This is a genomic window from Pseudomonas sp. WS 5411 (genome assembly GCF_012985595.1).
GTDB classification, from domain to species: Bacteria; Pseudomonadota; Gammaproteobacteria; order Pseudomonadales; family Pseudomonadaceae; genus Aquipseudomonas; species Aquipseudomonas shahriarae.
Genome location: NZ_JAARMC010000021.1, coordinates 1 through 23,034, shown reverse-complemented (window position 1 = coordinate 23,034; position 23,034 = coordinate 1). Strand labels below are relative to the sequence as shown.

Below are 23,034 nucleotides of genomic sequence, written 5' to 3'. Positions count from 1 at the left end.
GCAAATTGAGCTAAGTCGCAGGATTGTCAGCGCCAAACAAAACACTGTATAAATAACCATACCTAAAGCCTGGGAGCGGCCACTATGCTGGTTCACCTGTCCGTACATAACTACGCCATCGTTGAGCATCTGGATCTTGAACTGGATCGCGGGATGAGCGTAATCACAGGCGAAACCGGCGCCGGCAAGTCGATCATGCTCGACGCCCTGGGCCTGACCCTGGGTGATCGCGCCGACAGCGGCGTGGTTCGCCCCGGCGCAGACAAGGCCGATATTCTGGCGACCTTTGACCTGGCAGATATTCCGGAAGCCAGCGCCTGGCTGGCCGAGCGCGACCTTGACAGCGATAGCCCGTGCATTCTGCGCCGGGTGATTACCGCCGAAGGCCGCTCGCGGGGCTACATCAATGGCACGCCCTGCCCCCTCGGCGACCTGAAGGCCCTCGGTGAGCTGCTGATCGACATCCACAGTCAGCACGAACATCAATCCCTGCTGAAAACCGATACCCATCGCCGACTGCTGGATGAATACGCCGGCGCCACCGACCTCGCCCGCCAGGTGCAATTGGCCGCACAACGCTGGCGCCAGACCCGCCTGGAACTGGAGCGCCTGTCCAATTCCGGCGACGAGCAACGCGCCCGCCACCAACTCCTCAGCTATCAGTTGGAAGAACTGGAAAGCCTGGGCCTGGGCGAAACCGAGCTGGAACAGCTGGAGCAGGAGCACAAGAACCTGACCAATGCCGAAACCCTGCTGGGCATCTGCCGCCAGGTTGTCGAGCAATGCAGCGAAAGTGACTCAGGCAATGTACTGAACGCACTGACGGCAAGCCTTAACCGCCTGTCGAGCGTAAACAGTGGCTCTGGCTCCCTGAATGAAGCCACCACCCTGCTGACCAGTGCGCAGATCCAGGTCGAAGAGGCCGTTGGTGAACTGAACCGCTTCCTTGACCACTTCGATGCTGACCCGGCCCGCCTGCAAGAGATCGAAGAGCGCCTCGACACTATTTATACCCTGGCGCGCAAACATCGGATCCAGCCGACCGAAGTGGCGGCCATGCAGCAAAAGCTGCTGGACGAGATCGAAACCCTGAATGCCAATGATGAATCCATCGAGCGCCTGGGCGATGAACTGGCTTCCTTTGCCCGTCATTACCAGGAAAAGGCCCGGGAACTGAGCGACCTGCGGCACCAGGCCGCAACCGGACTGGCCTGCGCCGTTGAGCAGGAGATCCAACGCCTGGGCATGCCGGGTGGACGCTTCACCATCGAGTTGCACGCCAACAGTGGCAACGAACTACAGCCCAATGGCCTGGAACAGGTCGAATTGCTGGTAAGCGCCAACCCGGGCCAACCCCTGAAGGCTCTGGCCAAAGTCGCCTCCGGCGGTGAACTGTCACGGATCAGCCTGGCAATCCAGGTTATTACCGCCCAGACCTCGCGCGTACCGACCCTGGTCTTCGACGAAGTGGATGTGGGGATTGGCGGGCCGACCGCTGAAATTGTCGGCCAATTGCTGCGCCGCCTGGGGGAGCGCGGACAAGTGCTGACCGTTACCCACTTGCCACAAGTTGCAGCCCAAGGGCATCAGCATCTATTTGTGCACAAGGTACGGGGCAGCGACGCGACACATACCGCCGTGTCCAAGCTGAACAAGACCGAACGGGTGGAAGAAGTCGCGCGCATGCTTGGCGGCATCGACCTGACCAAGGAGTCCCTGGCCCACGCGAAGAAAATGGTGGTAACGGCGAAGGTTTGAATCCTTTTTTTTCGGATTTTCTCTGGCGGCAGATAGCATGAAGGCGACCCTAGGGTCGCCTTCGATCGTTGCGCAGAGCGAATCTGCAGCGCTTTTTTACTTTTTCTTACGGATGTACAACACAAGATTGTGGTCAACCAAATCGAATCCATGCTCCTCAGCGATTTCGTGCTGAAGCTTTTCGATTGCCGGGCTGGTGAACTCAATAACCTCATTGGTATCCAGGTCAACCATGTGGTCGTGATGACCACCGTCAGCCAATTCAAACACCGCATGACCGCCGTCGAAATTATGACGAACCACCAGCCCTGCGGCTTCGAACTGGGTCAGTACACGGTAAACCGTGGCCAGGCCGACGTCCTCGTTAGACTCCATCAGCGCCTTGTAAACATCCTCGGCACTCATGTGGCGCTGCTCGGCGGAATCGAGCATTTGTAGAATCTTGACTCGTGGCAGAGTCACTTTAAGACCGGCTTTGCGTAGTTCGCTATTTTCAACCATGGTTAGCTTTCTCGCGGATGCTGCTTCGCAGCTTCTCTTAATACGGGTATGATCGGCGTTTACGTTGTCCCAGCCAAGATAGTGGAAGTCGCCCACCGATGCAAAACACCAAGCTCTTGCTAACCAGTTTCACCCTTGTGGGACTGCTCGCACTCGCCGGTTGTTCATTCCCCGGGGTTTACAAAATCGACATCCAGCAGGGCAATGTCGTCACGCAGGACATGATAGACCAGTTACGCCCGGGAATGACCCGACGGCAAGTACGGTTTATTATGGGCAATCCCCTGCTGACCGACACATTCCATGCCGATCGCTGGGATTATCTCTATAGCCTGCAGCCTGGAGGCGGAGAGCGCCAACAGGAGCGCGTCAGTGTCATCTTTAATGGCAACGACCAACTGGTCAGCCTTTCCGGTGACTTCATGCCCGGCGTAAGCCGTGATGAAGCCCTGTTGGGCAAGGACAGCGGGACCAGCGTCACTGCGCCAGCGCAGAATGCTGAAAAACCCAAGTCCGAGGTGCCGGCCAAGCCTGGCTCCTTGCTGGATACCATCCAGAAAGACATCGACAGCGTGGAAACCGTTCCGGTGCCAACGCCAGAACCTCTGGATACAGCCCCGCAATAATTTGTATCGCTCAACAAAAAGCCCGGCATGCCGGGCTTTTTGTTGCCTGCTATTTCACAGGTTATGGATTTTGCCGCCGGGCTTCAGCCGCTTTAGCTGCTCGCAAGCGCCTGACCTCTTTGGGATCCGCCAGCAAGGGGCGATAAATCTCGATGCGATCGCCAACCTGGACATTACGGGTTTCAGCGTCCGCCACAACCTTGCCGAAAATCCCCAAGGGGCAAGCGGCGATATCCAGCTCGGGAAACTGTGCCGCAATGCCCGACGCCAGCACCGCAGCCCTCAGGCTCGTACCCGGCGCAACCGCCAGGCTCAACAACCGTTGCCGGTCTACCGCAGCGTAGACCACCTCAATTTCGATCAACGACTCAGCCATGCAGTTGCTTGGCCCGCTGGCAAAACGCATCCACCAGGGTATTCGCCGCCTGATTGAACAGCGGCCCCAAGGTCGCCCGCACAATGGAGCCCGCGTAATCAAACGTCAGGTCCAGGCTGATCTTGCAGGCCTTCTCCCCCAGCGGCTTGAACACCCAGACGCCGTGCAGTTGAGTGAACGGCCCTTCTTCCAGATTCATCTCAATCGACTGACCGGGAACCAGTACATTACTCGTCACAAACTTCTGACCAAGCCCGCCCTTGGATACCTCCAGGCTCGCGCGCATATGCTCATCGCTGCTCTCCAGCACCGTGGATGAGGAGCACCAGGGCAGGAAATCCGGGTAGCTCGCCACGTCATTGACCAGGTCATAGAGCGCTTGCGCCGGGTAAGGCAGCAGGGCCGAGCGTTGAATATGCGTCGTCATGGGAGCGTTATTTCCGAAGCTGAGCGGCAAACATCGCGAAAAGACTGCCCGATTCGCGAGAGAAAAAAACCAGAAAACTGGCGGTATTGTCCGGGATTCATCCAACACGCTCAAGCACGCAGGTTGACCGTAGCCGACACGCTCGCAACTGCCTATAATGCCGCCCCTATGGCTAAACAAAAGAAACACCCAACAGGGACCATCGCGCAGAACAAAAAGGCGCGACACGATTACTTCATCGAACATCGGTTCGAGGCTGGTCTGGTCCTGGCCGGCTGGGAAGTAAAAAGTCTGCGCGCCAGCAAGTTGCAACTGGTCGACAGTTACGTGCTGCTCAAGGATGGCGAGGCCTGGCTGCTCGGCAGTCATATCACGCCGTTGATGACCGCCAGTACCCACGTCATTGCCGACCCGGTGCGTACACGCAAGCTGCTGCTCAATGCCCGCGAACTGGAAAAGCTCGCTGCTGCGGTCCAGCAGAAGGGTTATGCCTGCGTCTGCCTGTCGTGGTACTGGAGCAAGCACCTGGTCAAGTGCGAGATCGCACTGGGCAAGGGCAAGAAGGAATACGACAAGCGTGATACCGAGCGCGAACGCGACTCCAATCGGGAATTGCAGCGCGCCGTACGCAACAAGGGCAAGGAAGACTGATCTTCCCCGCCTCTTGAAGCGAGCCGATGTGGCCAGGGAGCCTGCTCCCTGCGCCGCAATTGCAGGCTATATCCCCTTGCGCCGCTCTGCCCGAGCCATGCGCTGCACTTCCTGACGCACCTCTTCCAACACTTCCTGCACATACAGCAGGTGACGTGTTGAGACCTCGCGCGCCTGTTCCGCCCGCCCCTCGATAATCGCCAGATACAAATCCCGATGCTGGTTGATCAGCATATCCCGGGTTTCGGTGCGTTGCTGGTACATGCCGCCGATATTGGTCACCACGTTGCGCTTGAGCAAATCAAACAAGCCCCGGATGGTGTGCAGCAATACCGCGTTATGGCTGGCTTCGGCGATAGCCAAGTGAAACCTGGCGTCGGCTGCGCCCTCCTCAATGCGACTCACCTCATCATCCCGCGCATAGCAATCCTGCAAGGCGTCAAAGGCGGCAGTCAGCCGTTCGCGATCCACTTCCGTGGCACGCAAGGCGGCGTAATAAGCGCAAGACGCTTCAAGCGTCTGACGAAATTCCAACAGATCACGCTGGGCTTCGGGGTTGCTTTCCAGCAGATGCAACAATGGATCGCTGAAGGTTGAACCCAGCGTCTCCACCACATAATTGCCGCCGCCCTGGCGACTGACCAGCAGCCCCTTGGCCGCCAGCTTCTGGATCGCCTCGCGCAATGACGGACGCGACACACCGAACTGTTCAGCCAGTGCGCGCTCGGCTGGCAATCGCTCACCCGACTTCAACGTGCCCTCAAGGATCATCCCCTCAAGCTGCTCGACAATATCGTCGGACAAACGGCGCTGACGCACCTGATCAAACGCCATAACTGACTCTCCACGATCCCGGCCACTCGCCGGGCCCTCTATTCTGGCCTATTGCGCCGGCGTCGGCACCTATCAGAACCCCTTTGATTGCACCGATCAGACCCCGCCCCGCCGACATACGACCAAAGTTTCTCAAGCGGCAAATTGACACGCCACCCCGAAGGCTCTTAACCTAGCCCACAGCGATTGTAAATTGGTCTTACCAATTACCCAAATCAGCTGAGCATGCATGACCAACAACAATTAGGGGCCACCCCATATGCAAACCTGGCAACAGCTCTACAGCCCACTCGGCAGCCTTGGCCTGTCCGCACTGGCCGCCGTTATCCCGATCATATTTTTCTTCCTGGCCCTGGCGGTGTTTCGCCTTAAAGGCCATGTTGCCGGGAGCATCACCCTGGCGCTGTCGATCCTGGTGGCGATATTTGCCTTCCAGATGCCGGTCGATATGGCATTCGCCGCTGCCGGTTATGGCTTTGCCTACGGCCTGTGGCCAATCGCCTGGATCATCGTCGCCGCGGTATTCCTCTACAAACTGACGGTCAAGAGTGGCCAGTTCGAAGTGATCCGCAGCTCGGTGCTGTCGATTACCGATGACCAGCGCCTGCAAGTGCTGCTGATCGGCTTCTGCTTCGGCGCATTCCTGGAAGGTGCCGCCGGTTTCGGCGCACCCGTGGCGATTACGGCCGCGCTGCTGGTCGGCCTGGGGTTCAACCCACTGTACGCCGCCGGCCTGTGCCTGATTGCCAACACCGCGCCAGTAGCGTTCGGCGCCCTGGGGATCCCGATCATCGTGGCCGGCCAGGTCACCGGCATCGACGCCTTCAAGATCGGCGCCATGACCGGTCGCCAGCTGCCGCTGCTGTCGCTGTTCGTGCCGTTCTGGCTGGTGTTCATGATGGACGGCCTGCGCGGCGTCAAGGAAACCTGGCCTGCGGCATTGGTGGCCGGCTTGAGCTTTGCCATCACCCAGTACTTCACCTCCAACTTCATCGGCCCGGAACTGCCGGATATCACCTCGGCCCTGGCCAGCCTGATCTCCCTGACCCTGTTCCTGAAAGTCTGGCAGCCCAAGCGTACAGCGGGCGCACAGATTGCTGGCGCCACCTCCAGCGTTTCGGTTACCGGCAGCGTCGGCGGTTTCGGCCAGCCGCGCACTTCCGTGGCTTCGCCTTACAGCCTGATGGAGATTTTCAAAGCCTGGTCGCCGTTCCTGATCCTGACCGTGCTGGTGACCATCTGGACCCTCAAGCCGTTCAAGGCGATGTTCGCCGCCGGCGGCTCGATGTACAGCTGGGTGTTCAACTTTGCGATTCCGCACCTGGACCAGATGGTGATCAAGGTTGCACCCATCGTCACCAACGCGACGGCTATTCCAGCAGTGTTCAAGCTGGACCCGATTTCCGCCACCGGCACGGCGATTTTCTTCTCCGCACTGATCTCCATGCTGGTGCTGAAGATCAATTTCAAAACTGGTCTGACCACTTTGAAAGAGACCTTCTACGAGTTGCGCTGGCCGATCCTGTCCATCGGCATGGTGCTGGCGTTCGCATTCGTGACCAACTACTCCGGCATGTCTTCGACCATGGCTCTGGTACTGGCTGGCACCGGCGCGGCATTCCCGTTCTTCTCGCCGTTCCTCGGCTGGCTGGGTGTGTTCCTCACGGGTTCCGATACCTCGTCCAACGCCCTGTTCAGCTCCCTGCAAGCCACCACCGCACACCAGATCGGCGTCAGCGACACCCTGCTGGTAGCGGCAAACACCAGTGGCGGCGTAACCGGCAAGATGATCTCGCCACAGTCGATCGCCGTGGCCTGTGCCGCGACCGGCCTGGTCGGCAAGGAATCCGACCTGTTCCGCTTTACCCTCAAGCACAGCCTGTTTTTCGCCACGATTGTCGGCCTGATCACCTACGCCCAGGCGTACTGGTTCACCGGCATGCTGGTGCATTAAGACCACAGGCAATACCGTAAGAACCGACGCCGCAACCGCTTTGCGGCGTCAGCTATTCACAACCCAGTCTGCAGGACCGTGGCGCCAAGGCTCCCCAGACTGGGTGCTGCTGATCCTGGAGGCCCCATGAGTCTGCCCATCGCGTTCCTGGATGCCGTCGCACGACTGATCCCGAAAGATCGACGCTTCGACGATCCTCTTTCCACCCTGGCTTTCGGCACCGACGCCAGTTTTTACCGACTGATCCCACAACTGGTGGTGCGCGTCGAATCGGAAGATGAAGTGGTCGAGTTGCTGCAACTGGCGCAACGTGACCGCGTACCAGTGACCTTTCGCGCAGCCGGCACCAGCCTCTCCGGTCAGGCCATCAGCGATTCGGTGCTGATCGTGCTCGGCGATAACTGGAACGGGCGTGAGATTCGTGGCCAAGGTACGCAAATCCGCCTGCAGCCCGGCGTCATTGGGGCCCAGGCCAACGCCTGGCTTGCGCCGTTCGGGCGTAAGATCGGTCCGGATCCGGCGTCAATCAACGCCTGCAAGATCGGTGGGATTGTCGCCAACAATGCCAGCGGCATGTGCTGCGGCACCGCCCAGAACACCTACCACACCCTGGCCGGGATTCGCCTGGTGCTGGCCGACGGCAGCCGCCTCGATACCGAGGACGCCACCAGCGTCGCGGCATTCCGCCAACAACACAGCCAGTTGCTTGAGCGCCTGGCCACCCTGGGCCGCGAGACCCGGGCCAATCCCGAATTGGCGGCAAAAATTCGCCATAAATACCGTCTGAAAAACACCACCGGGCTGTCACTTAATGCCCTGGTGGATTTCGACGAGCCACTGGATATTCTCAGCCACCTGCTGGTGGGTTCCGAAGGCACCCTGGGCTTTATCAGCGCAGTGACCTACGACACCGTCATTGATCACCCGAACAAAGCTTCGGCGCTGATCGTATTCCCGGATGTAGAAACCTGCTGCAACGCCGTAACCGTGCTGAAAACCCAGCCGGTGTCAGCGGTTGAGCTGCTGGACCGACGCAGCATGCGCTCGGTGCAGGACAAACCCGGCATGCCCGCTTTCGTACAACAACTATCGGAAAGTGCCTGCGCGCTATTGATCGAATCCCGCGCCGCCTCGTCCTCGCTGCTCCACGAACAACTGGCGCTGATCATGGCCTCGCTGGCCGACTTCCCGGTCGAGAAGCAAGTCGACTTCACCGAAGACCCGCTGGAAAACGCGCGCCTGTGGGCGATCCGCAAGGACACCTTCCCCGCCGTCGGCGCCGTACGCAAGACCGGCACCACGGTAATCATCGAAGACGTGACCTTCCCGGTGGAGCAACTGGCCATTGGTGTGAACCGCTTGATCGAGCTGTTCGACAAACATCACTACGACGAAGCCATCCTTTTCGGACACGCCCTGGAAGGCAATCTGCACTTTGTGTTCACCCAAGGCTTCAACAGCGCCGAAGAAGTCACACGCTATCAAGCGTTCATGGATGATGTGGCACAACTGGTGGCCGTGGAGTTCGGCGGTTCGCTGAAAGCCGAGCACGGCACCGGGCGCAATATGGCGCCCTTCGTCGAACTAGAATGGGGCAGCGATGCCTATCAGTTGATGTGGCAACTCAAGCGCCTGCTCGACCCCAACGGCATTCTCAACCCGGACGTGGTGCTCAGCGAAGATCCGCAAATCCACCTTAAAAACCTCAAACCCCTGCCCGCCGCCGACGAGATTGTGGATAAGTGCATCGAGTGCGGCTTCTGCGAACCGGTATGCCCCTCCAAGGGCCTGACCCTGAGCCCGCGCCAACGCATCGTGATCTGGCGTGACATCCAGGCGCGCAAACGCGCCGGCATCGACACCACCGAACTGGAAGCGGCGTATCACTATCAAGGCATCGACACCTGTGCCGCCACCGGGCTGTGCGCCCAGCGCTGCCCGGTAGGCATCAATACCGGCGACCTGGTGAAAAAACTGCGCAGCCGTGAAGCAGGCAGTACGAAAACCGCCGAGTGGCTGGCCAGCCACTTCTCCACCGCACTGCAAGGCGCACGCTTCACCCTGCATGTGGCCAACGGCGCCCGCATGCTACTGGGCGCGCCACGCCTGGCGAAACTCTCGGCCTCCATGACCAAGCTGTCCAAGGGGCAAATCCCGCAGTGGACCAGCGCCATGCCACAGCCGGAAAAAGCCATCCGCTTCAGCCCCGCCGTCAACGATGAACGCCCACGGGTGGTCTACCTCGCGGCCTGTGTATCGCGGGCAATGGGGCCGGCGGCCGGGGACAAAGAGCAAATGTCGCTGTACGACAAAACCCGCGGCCTGCTGGAAAAAGCCGGTTACCAGGTGGTCATCCCGGACAACCCGGACAGCCTCTGCTGCGGCCAGCCCTTCGCCTCCAAAGGCTACGCCGAACAGGCCGAACACAAACGCCAGGAACTGATCGGCGCCCTGCTCCACGCCAGCCGTGGCGGTCTCGACCCGATCTACTGCGACACCAGCCCCTGCACCCTGCGCCTGGTCCAGGACCTGGGGCAAACGCGCCTGGACCTCTACGACCCGGTCCGGTTCATCCGCACCCACCTGATGGACCGCCTGGACTTCACACCCCAGGATGCACCGATTGCCGTGCATGTGACCTGCAGCACCCAGCACCTGGGCGAAAGCCAGGCCCTGATCGACCTGGCCCGGCGTTGCAGCAACAACGTGGTAATCCCCGAAGGCATTCACTGCTGCGGGTTTGCCGGCGACAAAGGCTTCACCACGCCGGAGCTCAACGCCCACTCCCTGCGCTCCCTCAAGGACGCCGTGCAGTACTGCAGCGAAGGCATCTCCACCAGCCGCACCTGTGAGATCGGTCTGACCCAGCACGGTGGGATTGATTACCACGGCCTGGTCTACCTGGTTGACCGGGTGACCCAGGCCCGCGCAATAAAAACGAACCCCTGCGAACTGGCGTAGTCACTTGCTTAAGCCCCGGGCAACCGGGGCCGACCCATGACCTCGCCGACTGCCCGCACGTACCGCGCAGCATCGAGACCTCTTTGCACAAGGAGATACCCATGAAACGTTCCGTACTGGCTGGTGTATTCGTTACCGCTGCGATGCTGGCCTCCCCCGTGTTTGCCGCAGGCAACGAAGCAGATCTGTGCCAGATCAACCTGGATAAAATCAACAACGGCAAAGCACTGCTCGCCACGGACACCAGTGGCAAAAGCGGCGAGATCGACACGGCCGTCTCCCAAGCCAAAGCAGCCCACGCAGCCGGTGATGAGAAGAAGTGTATCGAGATCACCTCCAAAGCCCTGCAAGACCTGCAGAACCTGGACAAAGGCGGCAATCCATAACCCGCCAACCGCTCAAGGCCAACCTTTCGGGTTGGCCTTCTGTGACCGTTTGACGTACACTGCGCAGGCTTGTCGCTCACGATCACATCGAGCAACAAGCACGGGGCCGTTTAGGATTCGACGCCGGTTGCGAACCTTTAGGTGCATGCCGAGTTGGTAACAGAACTCGTAAATCCACTGTTGCAACTTTCTATAGTTGCCAATGACGAAACCTACGGGGAATACGCTCTCGCTGCGTAAGCAGCCTTAGCCCTTCCCTCCTGGTACCTTCGGGTCCAGCAATCACCAGGGGATGTCTGTAAACCCAAAGTGATTGTCATATAGAACAGAATCGCCGTGCAGTACGTTGTGGACGAAGCGGCTAAAACTTACACAACTCGCCCAAAGCACCCTGCCCTTCGGGTCGCTGAGGGTTAACTTAATAGAAACGGCTACGCATGTAGTACCGACAGCAGAGTACTGGCGGACGGGGGTTCAAATCCCCCCGGCTCCACCATTTAGTCTTCCCAGGAAGACCCAGAAAAGCCGTAAAGCCTAGAGAAATCAAAGCTTTACGGCTTTTTTCTTGCCCGCGTTTTCCCACCTGATCCCAGGGCATCCCACAGTTGACGGGGGCATATATGGGGGCATAAAACGCTCATCAGCTCGCTCGGAGAGGATGTGCCCCCAATGCCCCTGAAAGATACCAACTGCCGCAACGCCAAGCCCCAGGACAAGCCCTATCGCCTGTACGACGAACAGGGCCTGTACCTTGAAGTGCAGCCCAACGGAGGTCGCTACTGGCGCTTGAAATACCGTTTTCTGGGGAAGGAAAAACGCCTGGCGCTTGGTGTTTATCCTGAGGTCGGCCTGCAGGAGGCACGTCGCAAGCGTGATGACGCTCGTGCTCAGCTTGCAAGCGGCCAAGACCCTTCGCTGCAACGGCGTATGGCCAAGATGGTCAGCCAGCTCGATCACCAACACACCTTTGAATCGGTAGCTAAGCAATGGCTCACTATTCGCGAATCCACCTGGGATCCGGAGTACACCCGCACGGTGCGGCAGCGCCTTGAGCTCAATGCCTATCCCTGGTTGGGAAAACTCCCGATCAGCAGCATCAGCACACCCATGCTGGTCGAAAACCTACAGCGCATCATCAAGCGCGGTGCTCGCGAGACTGCACGCCGTGTAGCCCAAATCTACAAACAGATTTTCGAGTTCGCCGAAGCTGCCGGTATCACCCCACCCAACCAGATTGGCAATCTTTCACGTACGCTCCCAGCCAAGCGAGTGAAGCACTTTGCCGCCGTGACCGATCCTGAAAAACTCGGCGCACTGCTTAAAGCACTGGATAGCTACAGCGGAACGATGCCTGTTTGTTGTGCGTTGAAGTTGGCCCCGTTGCTGTTCTGCCGGCCCGGTGATCTGCGGCACATGGAGTGGTCGGAGGTCAATCTGGATGCTGGCGAGTGGTTGATTCCCGGCCACAAGATGAAAGGGCTCACTGTCACCAAACAGGATCGCCCGGATCATTTGGTTCCCCTGAGCCAGCAAGCAATCGCTGTTCTGCGCGAGCTGAAACCACTCACCGGCAGACATCGATACGCCTTTCCCTCGGCACGAGGAGGCGACCGGCCGATGTCCAACAATGCCGTACTCAGCGCGTTACGCCGCATGGATATCAGCGGCGACGAAATGACTGGACACGGCTTTCGTGCGACAGCGAGAACCATAGGCGCGGAAATATTGGGTTTTCGCCCCGATCTCTTGGAGCATCAGCTTGCTCACACGGTAAAAAATCCACTGGGGCGTGCGTACGACCGAACCTCATTTTTGCCTGAACGGCGCGACATGATGCAGCGCTGGTCAGATTACCTAGATGCTATTAAGGCCTAAGCTCATAACTTGGGCTTGCAATACCGATCCCCGCTTGGTAAGAATCTAGCATCCTTCGGACGTTCATAGGACTCCGTGGGATCGTCACGCTGCCCCGGTTACGGCGTTAAAAATCCGAAGTCCATCTGCTGTTAGCAAATGGACTTTCTGGCTACCTCGTCAGGGTATCGCCAGCATCTCGCAGGTCCTTTTGCACCTGCTCGTCAGCAACAAAGCTACTAAAGAAACGTACGGACTCCTATTCCGTACCCGCAGGGTCTTTCCTCTCCCCCACGCCAAAGACACAGCTTCAGCTGTCATGCGCACAGCTGCCGCCGGCAATACATCTCGGAGGCCCGCAACACGAGGCCCGACAGACGCCCCTGCTTTCCATCAGGAAAATCCGAGCGCCACTCCCAACACATTTGCGTATTGCAGCACTTGAGGACTGCTGCAACGTCACTGCCTGAGCATTTTCTAAATGTCAGCACAAAATTTAAAACAGCACTCCGATGAACCGCGCTTCCTCCGCCTGCCCGAGGTTGAATTAGCGGTAGGTAAAAAGCGATCGACAATATATCGCGACATAGCCGCAGGAAAATTCCCAGCACCATATGATCTGGGCAGTTGCAGAACGGTTGGCTGGCTCAGCACGGAGATATCTGCCTGGATTATGAGCCGCCCGCGTGTGCAGCTCCGCGCCTCTATTTCGACGGAGTGCGAGCAATGAGCAACGAAATAACGCGCGCTATCTGGAAACTCCACGGGATTCCCGCCACTACCAAATTCGTGTTCATCTCACTGGGCGACCAGGCAGATAAAAACGGGCGCTGCTGGCCATCTGTACGTCACACAGCTACACGTACGGGCCTCTCTGAGCGAACCGTTCAGAACGCGATTGCGTGGCTGGTAGATGCGGGGCTAGTCACCAGAAAACTCCGACATGGCCGCTCCTCAATGCTGAGCGTGCACCCTGCAGGATATTCACTACGCAGCACTAACGACTACGCAGCTGAGGACAAACCAGCTGCCAAACCTCTCACCCGCCCCACGCAGGCAGTGCACCCGCACCCCGTAGCAGCTTCACTCATAACCCCCATAGAACCATCAGGTAACCCCCAAACAGCTAGAGCGCTCTCCGTCACGGCAATACAGGAGAACATCAATACAACAGTAGCCAGACCCGGGCCGATATCCACAAATAGCAAAACCTATCTCACCTGGCGTCAGTACGCTGAGGCCTATATCGGGCGCTATAGGGTCTGGCCTGTCTGGAATGGCAAAGCGGCTGGACAGATCAGTCACCTGATCGACCGACTTGGCCCCGATGAGGCCCCGCTAGTCGCTGCGTTCTACATCGCGATCAATGACGCACGGATTCTGAACAATTGCCACAGCCTGAGCGACCTGCTAGCACGAGCGGAGTCCTACCGAACCCAGTGGGCAACTGGGCAGCAGATAAATTCGACTACAGCTAGGCAAATGGAGGCAACCCAGGCAAACCTCAATTCAGCGGAGATGGCAAGCCGTACATTCCAAGGGGGAGATCAAAATGCTTTCCTCTGAACAGCAAGCAGCGCTGGCATCCGCCATCTGCGCAACCGCTGAGGCGCTTGGTCAGACAATCAGTCCGACTGCCGCGAGAATTTTCGCTCAGGATCTCGTCAAATATCCTGCCGAGGAAATTCGAAGTGCTCTGCTCGCGTGCCGCCGCACATTGACGGGTAGGCTGACTCTTGCGGCAATACAACAACAGCTCCACGAACTGGACGGTAGGCCTGAGCCGAACGAGGCATGGGCAATAGCAGTGACAGCAACGGATGAGGACGACAGCGTTGTCCTCACAGAGGAAATTCTGCTCGCACTGGGTGCAGCCCGCCCAGTGCTCAATGCAGGAGATGCGGTAGGTGCGAGAATGGCGTTCCTGAACGCCTATCAACGCCTAGTAGCTGACAGCCGCAGTGAGGTAGCTCCTGTCAAATGGCTACTCAGTCAAGGACACGCGTCAGATCGTAGACAGACTGCCATCTCAGATGCTGTGCGTCTAGGACGTATAAGGCCGGCGATAGCCAGCCGTTTGGCTCTGCAGCTAGCGCACACCCCGGAGCCAGGAGAAGCGCTTATGGGCCCTAATACGGCGTCAGAGTCATCACAATCACTACCGCCCAACCACGAGGTCAGAAAACGCCTGGAGTCTCTTCTCAAAATACTGAAGCGGCCTAAATCGCAATCAGTTGCTCCGTGATAGTGCCCGCTCTCCCAACAAACGGGAGGCCAAGTGTCTTGAAGGGTTTGGGGTAAGACGCGTTTTGGCGCATGGCGATCCTTGCGATAAGGCTAATGGTGTCCACGTCATTTCTTCTGGATACCATTGCCTTATTGCAGGGGATACTGAAGATGGGATTGCGGACGGCTGCTACTCACTGCATACAATGTCCATATCACACCCTATCGTCTCCTTGAGGTACGCCACAGCAGCTGCCAGCACAAGATTTTGATCAGCGGTACGACTACCCGCAGATAGGCCCGGTTGAACAATGAGAATTTCGGCTTCAATGGGCTTGAAGCGCGCTGTCTTGATCAAATCATTTAGCCTCACCCCATTACCAGCAAGTAAGCGCGTTGGACGGCTTAGAGAGCGCAACCGATCCTCGCGCCCTTGCATGTGCTTGCCGAGCTCAGAAAAGCGCCATTTCCACTTGGCAGACCTGATCGCTTGGGAACAGACCTCCACGACATCCTTCACGCGCTCGCCGGCGGTATCTCCTCCGGAATATTTGCAGTGAATCAGCGCAAGTCGGATACGATCCGACTCCTCCTTGAAACAGACAAGATCCGCAGCCTCACCGGCGCCGTCGTCGTCGAAGACGATATCGAAATCACCCTGAATGAAATGTTGTGCAGCTTTCCACTGGATAGCATCAGCGCGCGCAATGCCGTCCTACCAGTACGATTCTTTTGTGATGTCGACCCCTGCCGAGTCCCAAGCCTCGAATCGCTCTTCTCCGATTTCAAGATGCCTGGGGTCTTTGGGCTCGATCAGCATATTGCAGTCCAGCTCGCTTACGCTCGTCAATTTCAGGCGCTAAATGCGATCGAAAACGAAGCCCAGGATATTTTTTCTCGCTCAACATTTCCTTTAGCAGCTCAGCACCTGAGCTGAATGGAGGAATGACCATGAAGCAGAGTTTCCAATCACATTTTGATCGGGACTTGACCAAGGCCGGCTCGGCAATACTCGGGGAGGCAGTCCGGCGCGGGCTACTCAGTCATCACGAGGCCATGATCCACGACCAGCAATGGGCGCAGTTTAGTGTTTATGCCAGGTAGTCCCATGAGGTGGATATCCTGGAACTCGTCAATAAAACTGGTGAGGGAGTACGGGGAAGAGCTCTACATCCAGGCATACCAAGGGAATCTTCCGCTGCAAAGCGTGTCGGTCCTGCTTGAGACTGTATATTCAGTGATGGGCTTCGCAACTGATGGCCTTTGGAAGGGCGCAGCTGCTAACGTCGATAGCCGTCTTGGTTTCCCAAGCCACGCACGTATTACTGTGCCGCGCAGTCTTGACCGAACTAAGTTTGAATCCGCGATGATGGATATTCAGGCTTTCTACTCAGAGCAGCTAGCAACGTTAATCACGTCTAGTTCGATACCTCGGCATGTCAATGCTTGAGGCTTTTTACTTCGACGCAGAAGATGCTCAAAAGGACGCCAAAGAAGAGAATATCTTTTATGTGTTCAGCAAAGATAAGCATGAGCATCGGATCGTTAATATTTCTGCCCCTGAGCAAATTGTAATTTTGGAGAAGGCCGCGGCATTTCAAAAACTTCAGGGCAGCAGTCACGCGACGCCAGCAGCTTGGCGTACATGGAAATTAAAGAGCCTACCTGCAGCTCAAGAGCTTTTACTTTCTCACGGACTAAACATTGATGATTGTCGCGCGGCATATGCCTGCGAGCTCTACCGGCGATTGTCTGGTCACCACGCCCCGATTCTTAGGGGCAAAGCTCCCAACGATGAGGATCTGGAGGCCCGGAATAACGTCGCCTACGAGCTCGGGAATAAGCGTATCTGGGAAACTGATGCGTACGTCGGTGCCCGAGCCAACCTGAGGTAGGAAGCCACCGGTACCAGTCGCTAAGCCATCACACAGCAGATTTGGGATTGGATCAGACGCCCTTAACCTTGGCAGAGCTCGAATTAAAGGAGTCAGGGTATGGATCGCTTTGAATTGCTTGTATATGCCGTGCTTGCCGTCATCAGTGCGCTGACTATCGCAGGTGTAATTGGCTATATGGTCGCAGCGTACCTGGACAAGAAGCACAGCGACGATTGAGCCTTCAGCGGAACGGCCAGATACCTGCAACGAACTGCCCGCTGCCTCTTGGCTGCGGGCGCTTACCCAAATCTATCGGTAAGGCAATCTACCGCTGCGCTACGCGTATTTCCCCCAAACCCATGAGGTGATCAGATGACTTCGGGAGGGCTTTCAATTTCCGCACCATAGCGAAAGTGACCGGAGCGCCGAAGCGTTTAGATCAGCGACATGCACGCCCTCCATGTGACAAGTTAGCTTGCCGATTACACTAAAACCCATGCGCCGACTCGCAGGCAGCATCTCATCTTGGGTTTTTCGAAAGCTTCCGGAGAGTGTCTAGCGACCTCATCTCGGAGCAGCACCATGGAATTTCGTCACCTTGGTAACGGGCAGTACTTCCCACCTATTGCACCAAACGGTCGGATTTATGCTGTACCTCTTGGGCAGGAAACCCAGGTAGAAATTTTCTGCCTGACCCCAGTAGGCATCATGGGCGCGGGCATCCAATCGCACTGGTCAGAAATCGTTGGTTGTTACTACGACGACGAATCATGGGAGATCATCCCACGCAATTGCTCGGGACGAGGAATGCGCTTCCGCAGAGGCCTATCCTGCATCATGGTGATCGCAGGCAACGAAGCCTTCAAGACACACATCCAGGGCTACCCCATCCCCATGTGCGTAATGAACCGCATTTCATTCGAACAGCAGCGAGGCAGTGAGGGATAGCGCGTTACCGTCACAACCCGCTACGCGACACGGGTACCAGCTAGGCCGGCACCTACCAAAGATTATTTTATGAAAGTGAAGCCTTTCACTACTAATACCGATCACAGTTGGCCGACTGACTTGGTCATAAGCGTCACTGCTAATAGCACATACGGCCTGCGCGCCCCCCCGCGTGCGCGGGCCTGCTGGCTTACAGCGAGTAGATTTAGCGCATTACACTGCTTATAGCCCGCACCCGACGTCTGTCCCGACCAAGCGCAGCAACATGTCTCGCCGGAGTTCACTGCTGATACGAGAAAGCCCCGTCAGCCCAAGCTGCACGGGACTTTCGGGTATTGAAGTCGGTTCAGATACGGTTTGCACTGCTTATAGTGTGCACACACTCTACTCCTCAGAGCAGAGGTTGCCATGATCAAGCGCTTGATATCTAGAAAGCTTTTTCTCATAGGCGACCAACGTCCGACGCAGCTGACGATTCTCACTGGCGATGCTGCGAATCTCAGCCAGACGCTCCTCAACCTGTAAAACGAGGCGCCGGTAATGGGTTTTAACAAACTCAAATGAGGAAGCCGGGTATTTGTGTTTACCGTTGCCTTTGGAAATAGTCAGGGGAGCGAACTTGTTTTTTTGCCCTTGCAGTGGCACCAGTTTGCACCAGTAGATTGAGTACGCATTCGGGCTCGTTTGCTTGATTGAAACGGCAGCCACTACAGATTTAACCCCGGTCTTTTTGTATATCTTCATGGACGCATCCATGTAGCTTGCGGCCAGGCATCTCGCGTCCGCAAGCAGCTGTTCGTACTGATGATCCAGCAGGGTAACTATCGTTTGTACTTCTTTACTCATGACCAAGACTCTCTTCGCTGTAAGAGCCAAAATGGTGACCGATCTCTGAGCACGCGGAATTCGATTTCAGACCGTTCTACCGTCGGAAATCTACCGAAAGTGGGTAGTCTGGCTCAGGCTGTCACCCTACCTCGCGCCAGATGATCAACGGATGACGACATGTCAGTCGCAGAAAAACATAACGTGCAAAGGATGCACAATAGATGACGACGGCAGCCTTGACCCTCGGCTGAACAAGCAGATGATAGCGAGCGGGTGTGTATACCCGCCTAGCTGCAACTGGCCGACTTCTGCCAGTTACGGCAGGCAGAAATTGGCCGATTCTGTTGAAAAAGTCGGTTTTCCCAAAGCGCTCGAATATTGATGAACGAAAACATCTCTTTTGCACGCTGCTACGTGAAATCCAAGTCCTGAATCTTCTGCCCGAAACTCAAATTTAAATCTCAGGTGCGTACTTTTCTGCCGTGGAATTCGAAGCCGACTTTTTCAACAGGATCGGCCAAAAGCCGCCGGTCGGGTCAGGCGGCTTCCGACCCGCTTCCATCATTCAGAACTGACTTATTGGTAAAAGTCACAGAATTGAACGCGTCTATGAAATCAGGAGCGATTCAGTAAGGTGCAATACAGAATTCCTTGTGCATGTCGACGCCAGTGGCGTCAAGGCGATGGCAAACGATGTTATGCCAAGCAAACACAAGGCCCGATTTAAGTTTCTGAACATGACTCAGATCAATTTTCTTCTGTCGACAGCAGAAACCCTCGCATCGGACTACGATTTTGTTAGCGTTGCACGCAGCCTTGACTGTAACAAAATTACAACCAATGTTATTTCGTTCGCCGAACTGCTGCATGGCGAAGAAATTTCCGAGCATGCAAGAAGTTTAGATTTAAAACAACAGAATCATTTTTTAAGCGAGAGTGACTCGATAGCTTCAATTTTATCTCTTAAGGTAAAAAAATCAGGAAGAAGCGAATAGCCGGCCTCAGAAGAGCGCTGATTTTTCCCAACCACAAAAAATTCACCGGCCTCATTGTAAGGCATAAAATTTTCCACATGAAAACTATTGCGAACAAATGAACCACAATGATTATGCCTTTCACAATCCTGCACATTGTAGATCACCAAACCAATAGGTAAAACCGCGTTCTCTATAATCCTCACAAACTCTTCATATATCGACACTGGCGCAACCCTATAATAACCCAAACAGTTTAGCATCCTTTCAATATAAAGGCAGTTAAAGTGCTGATGATCAAAAATAATTATGCGCAGCTGTTTTTTTTGCATTGATAATTCCCATCAAGCTCACGAACCAAGCTAGCTATATTATTAATATCCGTACGAGCAACCTCAATGATCGAACAGCTTTTTACCAGATGTACCCCTAAAGCTTTTCACGGGTTACGATATATCCTTATCAAGACTGAAACTTACCTTCAAAAAAATCCAACCATCACAAAATAAAACTTGCATGCCACGTAGAAAAACATGATATTTGCCCCTCCCTGCGAACGACATCCCCTTTGAAAAATCCTTATTTTTAAAGGTACAGACCTAGCTTCACAACCAGAGTGCAGTCATAAATCAAATCAACCTCAAACAACACCGCCTCTTATCACCCAATTTATTTTTATTATTACCCCAACTACTCTCTTGGAAAAACAAGTAGTGCCGGCTCAAAGTAATTTACTTTCAGCCGATACTTTTGACCAATCATCACATTACCGCCGAACCATAAGGATTTATTTAAAGCAAGGTAAAGCCCATCATAACCCAGTTCAAACCTATAACCTGAGCCGCTTTTAAATTTAAATGTGTTATTGGATAGCTCTTCAAGAGTATGGCTTTGCCCCTGCTCCATCTCAGCGAACGTTTTAACTCGCCGCAAATATACCGGAGCGATTTTCTTGAACAATTGCTTAGCTTGCTCGTCATACTGCACAAGAGTTTTTCCCTGGTTTCTTTTCAGCTCCCGAGCAATTAAAGCATAGACGTCTGAGTTAGATTTCGCGATAGCCAATTGCCTCCCAAGAAGCTGATCCAACTTAACCGGATCAATTCTTTCCGAATTATCACCTGCGCTCATCCCCTCTTTGTAATCAATCACAATGTCATTCAAACTTGGAATTTTCATTACGGACGTCGCAACATAGGCTGCACACGCCGAAATCCTTTCGGCGGCGTCCCTGTTCACCAATAAAGACAGCGGGTGGCCTTGTAAAGGAACGCTAGACAGATCTACGCCTTGCTCCTTCATAATTTTTGAGATTTGTTCGGGTGACTGCTGCTCTCGAGCAAGAGCACATACAACTTTCATCACCACGTCATTGTTTTGCCCACCGAACATCGGAACAAGCGAAGCAACTGCACGCTGTATAATTGGCAAAGCAGAAAACTCTATGCTATCGCGCTGATCAGAACTACTATATCCACAGCCACTCAACACTGAGAACATTAACGCGATTTTAAACCGGCCTTTGCCAATCAAGTTTTGGTACATAGTATATCGCTCTTGATTTTCAACTTTAAACCAGGCCGCCTGCGCGGCCTGGCAACAACCAACATCCTCTCAGGACATGTTTACCACTGATATCCTATCCCTGCTGCAACACCCGCATCGCCTTTTGTATTCGTATTGGCCTGCAACTTTGTCACCCACTTACCATCATCGGAGACTCTGGAAAATCCGAACGAAATCGCCGATTGGCCACGGTAGTTGGCGGCAGCCAGTGAGGTCATACTCTTTCCTGCCGAGTAAGGCTGAGGCAAAGTCGCCATAGCCATAGCCCCCGCAATACCAGCACTTAACGTGTCGTCCTGGTTTTTTAGATCATTCTTAAGTTCGGAGTAGCGCTGATCAGTGTAAGATTTTGAAATATCGGTTAGACCAGAGACACTTTTGCTAAGCTGATCAAAGTTCACTGCATCGGTACCTTGAGTCGCTGCGGCTACATTGGTAATTTGCCGCTCATTTCCAGCAGAACCGACGGATACGCTATTGTCACGATCCGCAGTAGAGTTCGCACCAATGGCAACAGCACTCCCAGCTGAAGCATTGGCCCCACTGCCCACGGCTATTGAGTTTTGTCCCGAAGCTTTTGCCTTAGAGCCTATAGCCGTACTTTTACTACCGGTTGCTATTGCACCTGCCCCACCGGCTACTGAGTCAGTACCAGACGCTGTAGGTTTGGCTGCCAAACTACTGTTATTAACCTGAAACATGCCGTCGGTACCGTTCTGTATCGAGCTGACGGTACTCTGAACCCCAAACAACTGCGAACCGTTAACGGCGTCGGTAGACGTCGCCGACACGGTGCCCGCCGCCAAGTTGCTCAGCTTCTGTGCTGCACCAGGCGCTGTAGCGCTGCCCCCCGCTGCGGTCAGTACGGTTTCATTCGCCGTGCTGCTTCGTTGCACCACTCCGACACTACCGCTGTTTACGCTACCGGAAAGATCCGTGAGCTTGGAGTCAACCGCGCCAATGGCTCCGCCGACGTTGTTGTATTGACTGCCCTGCACTGTGTAGCTCGGTGCACTGACCGTACCAGTGACAGGGTCATAAGTTGCCCCACCACCCAGGTTGCTGGCCGTTGCAGTGCCCAGGTTGGAGACCTGGGTGTTGGTTCCAAACAGCTGTGAACCATTAACCGCATCGGTAGACGTCGCCGACAAGGTGCCCGCCGCCAAGTTGCTCAGCTTCTGTGCAGCACCTGGCGCTGCAGCGCTACCGCCCGCTGCGGTCAGTACAGTTTCATCCGGCGTGCTGGTGCGCTGCACCACCCCGATAGTACCGGTGCTGACGCTGTTGTTGAGGGTCGTCAGGCTACCGTCGACCGCACCAATGGCTCCGCCGACGTTGTTGTATTGACTGCCCTGCACTGTGTAGCTCGGTGCACTGACCGTACCGGTGACGGGGTCATAAGTTGCACCACCGCCCAGGTTGCTGGCCGTTGCAGTGCCAAGGTTGGAGACCTGGGTGTTGGTTCCAAACAGCTGCGAGCCGTTAACCGCATCGGTAGACGTCGCCGCCACAGTACCCGCCGCCAAGTTGCTCAGCTTCTGTGCAGCACCTGGCGCTGCAGCGCTACCGCCCGCAGCGGTCAGTACGGTTTCATCCGGCGTGCTGGTGCGCTGCACCACCCCGATAGTACCGGTGCTGACGCTGTTGTTGAGGGTCGTCAGGCTACCGTCGACCGCACCAATGGCTCCGCCGACGTTGTTGTATTGACTGCCCTGCACTGTGTAGCTCGGTGCACTGACCGTACCAGTGACAGGGTCATAAGCTGCCCCACCACCCAGGTTGCTGGCCGTTGCAGTGCCAAGGTTGGAGACCTGGGTGTTGGTTCCAAACAGCTGCGAGCCGTTAACCGCATCGGTAGACGTCGCCGCCACAGTACCCGCCGCCAAGTTGCTCAGCTTCTGTGCAGCACCTGGCGCTGCAGCGTCACCGCCCGCTGCGGTCAGTACAGTCTCATCCGGCGTGCTGGTGCGTTGCACCACTCCGACAGAACCGTTGCTGATGCTGTTGTTGAGAGTCGTCAGATTACCGTCGACCGCACCAATGGCTCCGCCGACGTTGTTGTATTGACTGCCCTGCACTGTGTAGCTCGGTGCACTGACCGTACCAGTGACAGGGTCATAAGTTGCCCCACCACCCAGGTTGCTGGCCGTTGCAGTGCCCAGGTTGGAGACCTGGGTGTTGGTTCCAAACAGCTGTGAACCATTAACCGCATCGGTAGACGTCGCCGACAAGGTGCCCGCCGCCAAGTTGCTCAGCTTCTGTGCTGCACCAGGCGCTGCAGCGTCAC

Annotated in this window: 19 protein-coding genes and 1 other RNA gene; 12 read left to right on the top strand and 8 right to left on the bottom strand. The window is 56.0% G+C overall.

From position 1 onward, the window contains the following. Nucleotides 1-84: 84 nt before the first annotated feature. On the top strand, nt 85-1,758 hold the full coding sequence (recN, locus tag HBR93_RS21560) for a DNA repair protein RecN (protein ID WP_128593140.1): 1,674 nt from the start codon (nt 85-87) through the stop codon (nt 1,756-1,758). Between the two features lie 96 nt (nt 1,759-1,854). On the opposite strand, the gene fur is transcribed toward recN, so the two are convergent. Next, entirely contained in the window at nt 1,855-2,259 is a 405-nt protein-coding gene (gene fur, locus HBR93_RS21555; protein ID WP_010562662.1) for a ferric iron uptake transcriptional regulator, read from the bottom strand. Between the two features lie 98 nt (nt 2,260-2,357). Here fur and HBR93_RS21550 point away from each other — a divergent pair, with 98 nt between their 5' ends. Then, a complete protein-coding gene (locus tag HBR93_RS21550) occupies nt 2,358-2,885 on the top strand; it encodes an outer membrane protein assembly factor BamE (protein WP_057960664.1) in 528 nt (175 codons plus the stop codon). 61 nt (nt 2,886-2,946) lie between these two features. Here the strand turns inward: HBR93_RS21550 and HBR93_RS21545 are convergent, their stop codons facing one another. Then, nucleotides 2,947-3,261, bottom strand: coding sequence for an RnfH family protein (locus tag HBR93_RS21545; RefSeq protein WP_057440178.1), 315 nt, complete (start codon nt 3,259-3,261; stop codon nt 2,947-2,949). Next, nucleotides 3,254-3,688 (bottom strand): type II toxin-antitoxin system RatA family toxin, encoded by a 435-nt coding sequence (locus HBR93_RS21540; protein WP_057440179.1) that lies wholly within the window; start codon nt 3,686-3,688, stop codon nt 3,254-3,256. The genes HBR93_RS21545 and HBR93_RS21540 overlap by 8 nt, the downstream gene beginning before the upstream one ends. A gap of 168 nt (nt 3,689-3,856) precedes the next feature. Here HBR93_RS21540 and smpB point away from each other — a divergent pair, with 168 nt between their 5' ends. Continuing rightward, nucleotides 3,857-4,339 (top strand): SsrA-binding protein SmpB, encoded by a 483-nt coding sequence (gene smpB, locus HBR93_RS21535; protein WP_029299012.1) that lies wholly within the window; start codon nt 3,857-3,859, stop codon nt 4,337-4,339. Between the two features lie 66 nt (nt 4,340-4,405). On the opposite strand, the gene HBR93_RS21530 is transcribed toward smpB, so the two are convergent. Further along, the gene (locus HBR93_RS21530; protein ID WP_057440180.1) at nt 4,406-5,173 is read right to left on the bottom strand and encodes an FCD domain-containing protein; all 768 of its coding nucleotides are present in this window, start codon (nt 5,171-5,173) and stop codon (nt 4,406-4,408) included. A 259-nt stretch (nt 5,174-5,432) separates the two neighbouring features. Between HBR93_RS21530 and HBR93_RS21525 the strand changes: the two genes are divergently transcribed. The 9 genes from HBR93_RS21525 to HBR93_RS21480 all read left to right on the top strand — a co-directional run bounded on the left by HBR93_RS21525 (nt 5,433) and on the right by HBR93_RS21480 (nt 17,379). After that, nucleotides 5,433-7,127 (top strand): lactate permease LctP family transporter, encoded by a 1,695-nt coding sequence (locus tag HBR93_RS21525; RefSeq protein ID WP_057440181.1) that lies wholly within the window; start codon nt 5,433-5,435, stop codon nt 7,125-7,127. Between the two features lie 126 nt (nt 7,128-7,253). Continuing rightward, complete coding sequence (locus HBR93_RS21520; RefSeq protein ID WP_057960665.1) at nt 7,254-10,088, top strand: FAD-binding and (Fe-S)-binding domain-containing protein; 2,835 nt, start codon at nt 7,254-7,256, stop codon at nt 10,086-10,088. Nucleotides 10,089-10,189: 101 nt separating this feature from the next. Beyond that, nucleotides 10,190-10,474: a hypothetical protein gene (locus HBR93_RS21515; protein ID WP_057440183.1), complete on the top strand. Its 285-nt coding sequence runs from the start codon at nt 10,190-10,192 to the stop codon at nt 10,472-10,474. 102 nt (nt 10,475-10,576) lie between these two features. Then, nucleotides 10,577-10,970, top strand: a transfer-messenger RNA (tmRNA) gene (ssrA, locus tag HBR93_RS21510). A 173-nt stretch (nt 10,971-11,143) separates the two neighbouring features. After that, nucleotides 11,144-12,349: an integrase arm-type DNA-binding domain-containing protein gene (locus HBR93_RS21505; protein ID WP_169961048.1), complete on the top strand. Its 1,206-nt coding sequence runs from the start codon at nt 11,144-11,146 to the stop codon at nt 12,347-12,349. A 460-nt stretch (nt 12,350-12,809) separates the two neighbouring features. After that, on the top strand, nt 12,810-13,058 hold the full coding sequence (locus tag HBR93_RS21500; RefSeq protein WP_169961047.1) for an AlpA family phage regulatory protein: 249 nt from the start codon (nt 12,810-12,812) through the stop codon (nt 13,056-13,058). Nucleotides 13,059-15,110: 2,052 nt separating this feature from the next. After that, nucleotides 15,111-15,491: a hypothetical protein gene (locus HBR93_RS21490; protein ID WP_169961045.1), complete on the top strand. Its 381-nt coding sequence runs from the start codon at nt 15,111-15,113 to the stop codon at nt 15,489-15,491. 499 nt (nt 15,492-15,990) lie between these two features. After that, on the top strand, nt 15,991-16,449 hold the full coding sequence (locus HBR93_RS27065) for a hypothetical protein (protein WP_262377352.1): 459 nt from the start codon (nt 15,991-15,993) through the stop codon (nt 16,447-16,449). 564 nt (nt 16,450-17,013) lie between these two features. Then, entirely contained in the window at nt 17,014-17,379 is a 366-nt protein-coding gene (locus HBR93_RS21480) for a hypothetical protein (protein WP_169961044.1), read from the top strand. Between the two features lie 384 nt (nt 17,380-17,763). Here the strand turns inward: HBR93_RS21480 and mobI are convergent, their stop codons facing one another. The 4 genes from mobI to HBR93_RS21460 all read right to left on the bottom strand — a co-directional run. Then, nucleotides 17,764-18,225, bottom strand: coding sequence for a conjugative transfer protein MobI(A/C) (gene mobI / locus HBR93_RS21475; RefSeq protein ID WP_169961043.1), 462 nt, complete (start codon nt 18,223-18,225; stop codon nt 17,764-17,766). A 901-nt stretch (nt 18,226-19,126) separates the two neighbouring features. Continuing rightward, nucleotides 19,127-19,513: a hypothetical protein gene (locus HBR93_RS21470; protein WP_169961042.1), complete on the bottom strand. Its 387-nt coding sequence runs from the start codon at nt 19,511-19,513 to the stop codon at nt 19,127-19,129. Nucleotides 19,514-19,871: 358 nt separating this feature from the next. Then, nucleotides 19,872-20,726, bottom strand: coding sequence for a hypothetical protein (locus HBR93_RS21465; protein ID WP_169961041.1), 855 nt, complete (start codon nt 20,724-20,726; stop codon nt 19,872-19,874). A gap of 80 nt (nt 20,727-20,806) precedes the next feature. Beyond that, nucleotides 20,807-23,034 (bottom strand): YadA family autotransporter adhesin (locus HBR93_RS21460; RefSeq protein WP_169961040.1); only part of this gene is annotated, 2,228 nt, incomplete at its 5' end.

Bases quoted from the DNA above. Each gene is read 5' to 3' on its own strand.
- recN (WP_128593140.1), top strand. From the start codon at position 85: ATGCTGGTTCACCTGTCCGTACATAACTACGCCATCGTTGAGCATCTG.
- fur (WP_010562662.1), bottom strand. From the start codon at position 2,259: ATGGTTGAAAATAGCGAACTACGCAAAGCCGGTCTTAAAGTGACTCTG.
- HBR93_RS21550 (WP_057960664.1), top strand. From the start codon at position 2,358: ATGCAAAACACCAAGCTCTTGCTAACCAGTTTCACCCTTGTGGGACTG.
- HBR93_RS21545 (WP_057440178.1), bottom strand. From the start codon at position 3,261: ATGGCTGAGTCGTTGATCGAAATTGAGGTGGTCTACGCTGCGGTAGAC.
- HBR93_RS21540 (WP_057440179.1), bottom strand. From the start codon at position 3,688: ATGACGACGCATATTCAACGCTCGGCCCTGCTGCCTTACCCGGCGCAA.
- smpB (WP_029299012.1), top strand. From the start codon at position 3,857: ATGGCTAAACAAAAGAAACACCCAACAGGGACCATCGCGCAGAACAAA.
- HBR93_RS21530 (WP_057440180.1), bottom strand. From the start codon at position 5,173: ATGGCGTTTGATCAGGTGCGTCAGCGCCGTTTGTCCGACGATATTGTC.
- HBR93_RS21525 (WP_057440181.1), top strand. From the start codon at position 5,433: ATGCAAACCTGGCAACAGCTCTACAGCCCACTCGGCAGCCTTGGCCTG.
- HBR93_RS21520 (WP_057960665.1), top strand. From the start codon at position 7,254: ATGAGTCTGCCCATCGCGTTCCTGGATGCCGTCGCACGACTGATCCCG.
- HBR93_RS21515 (WP_057440183.1), top strand. From the start codon at position 10,190: ATGAAACGTTCCGTACTGGCTGGTGTATTCGTTACCGCTGCGATGCTG.
- HBR93_RS21505 (WP_169961048.1), top strand. From the start codon at position 11,144: ATGCCCCTGAAAGATACCAACTGCCGCAACGCCAAGCCCCAGGACAAG.
- HBR93_RS21500 (WP_169961047.1), top strand. From the start codon at position 12,810: ATGTCAGCACAAAATTTAAAACAGCACTCCGATGAACCGCGCTTCCTC.
- HBR93_RS27065 (WP_262377352.1), top strand. From the start codon at position 15,991: ATGTCAATGCTTGAGGCTTTTTACTTCGACGCAGAAGATGCTCAAAAG.
- HBR93_RS21480 (WP_169961044.1), top strand. From the start codon at position 17,014: ATGGAATTTCGTCACCTTGGTAACGGGCAGTACTTCCCACCTATTGCA.
- mobI (WP_169961043.1), bottom strand. From the start codon at position 18,225: ATGAGTAAAGAAGTACAAACGATAGTTACCCTGCTGGATCATCAGTAC.
- HBR93_RS21470 (WP_169961042.1), bottom strand. From the start codon at position 19,513: ATGCAAAAAAAACAGCTGCGCATAATTATTTTTGATCATCAGCACTTT.
- HBR93_RS21465 (WP_169961041.1), bottom strand. From the start codon at position 20,726: ATGTACCAAAACTTGATTGGCAAAGGCCGGTTTAAAATCGCGTTAATG.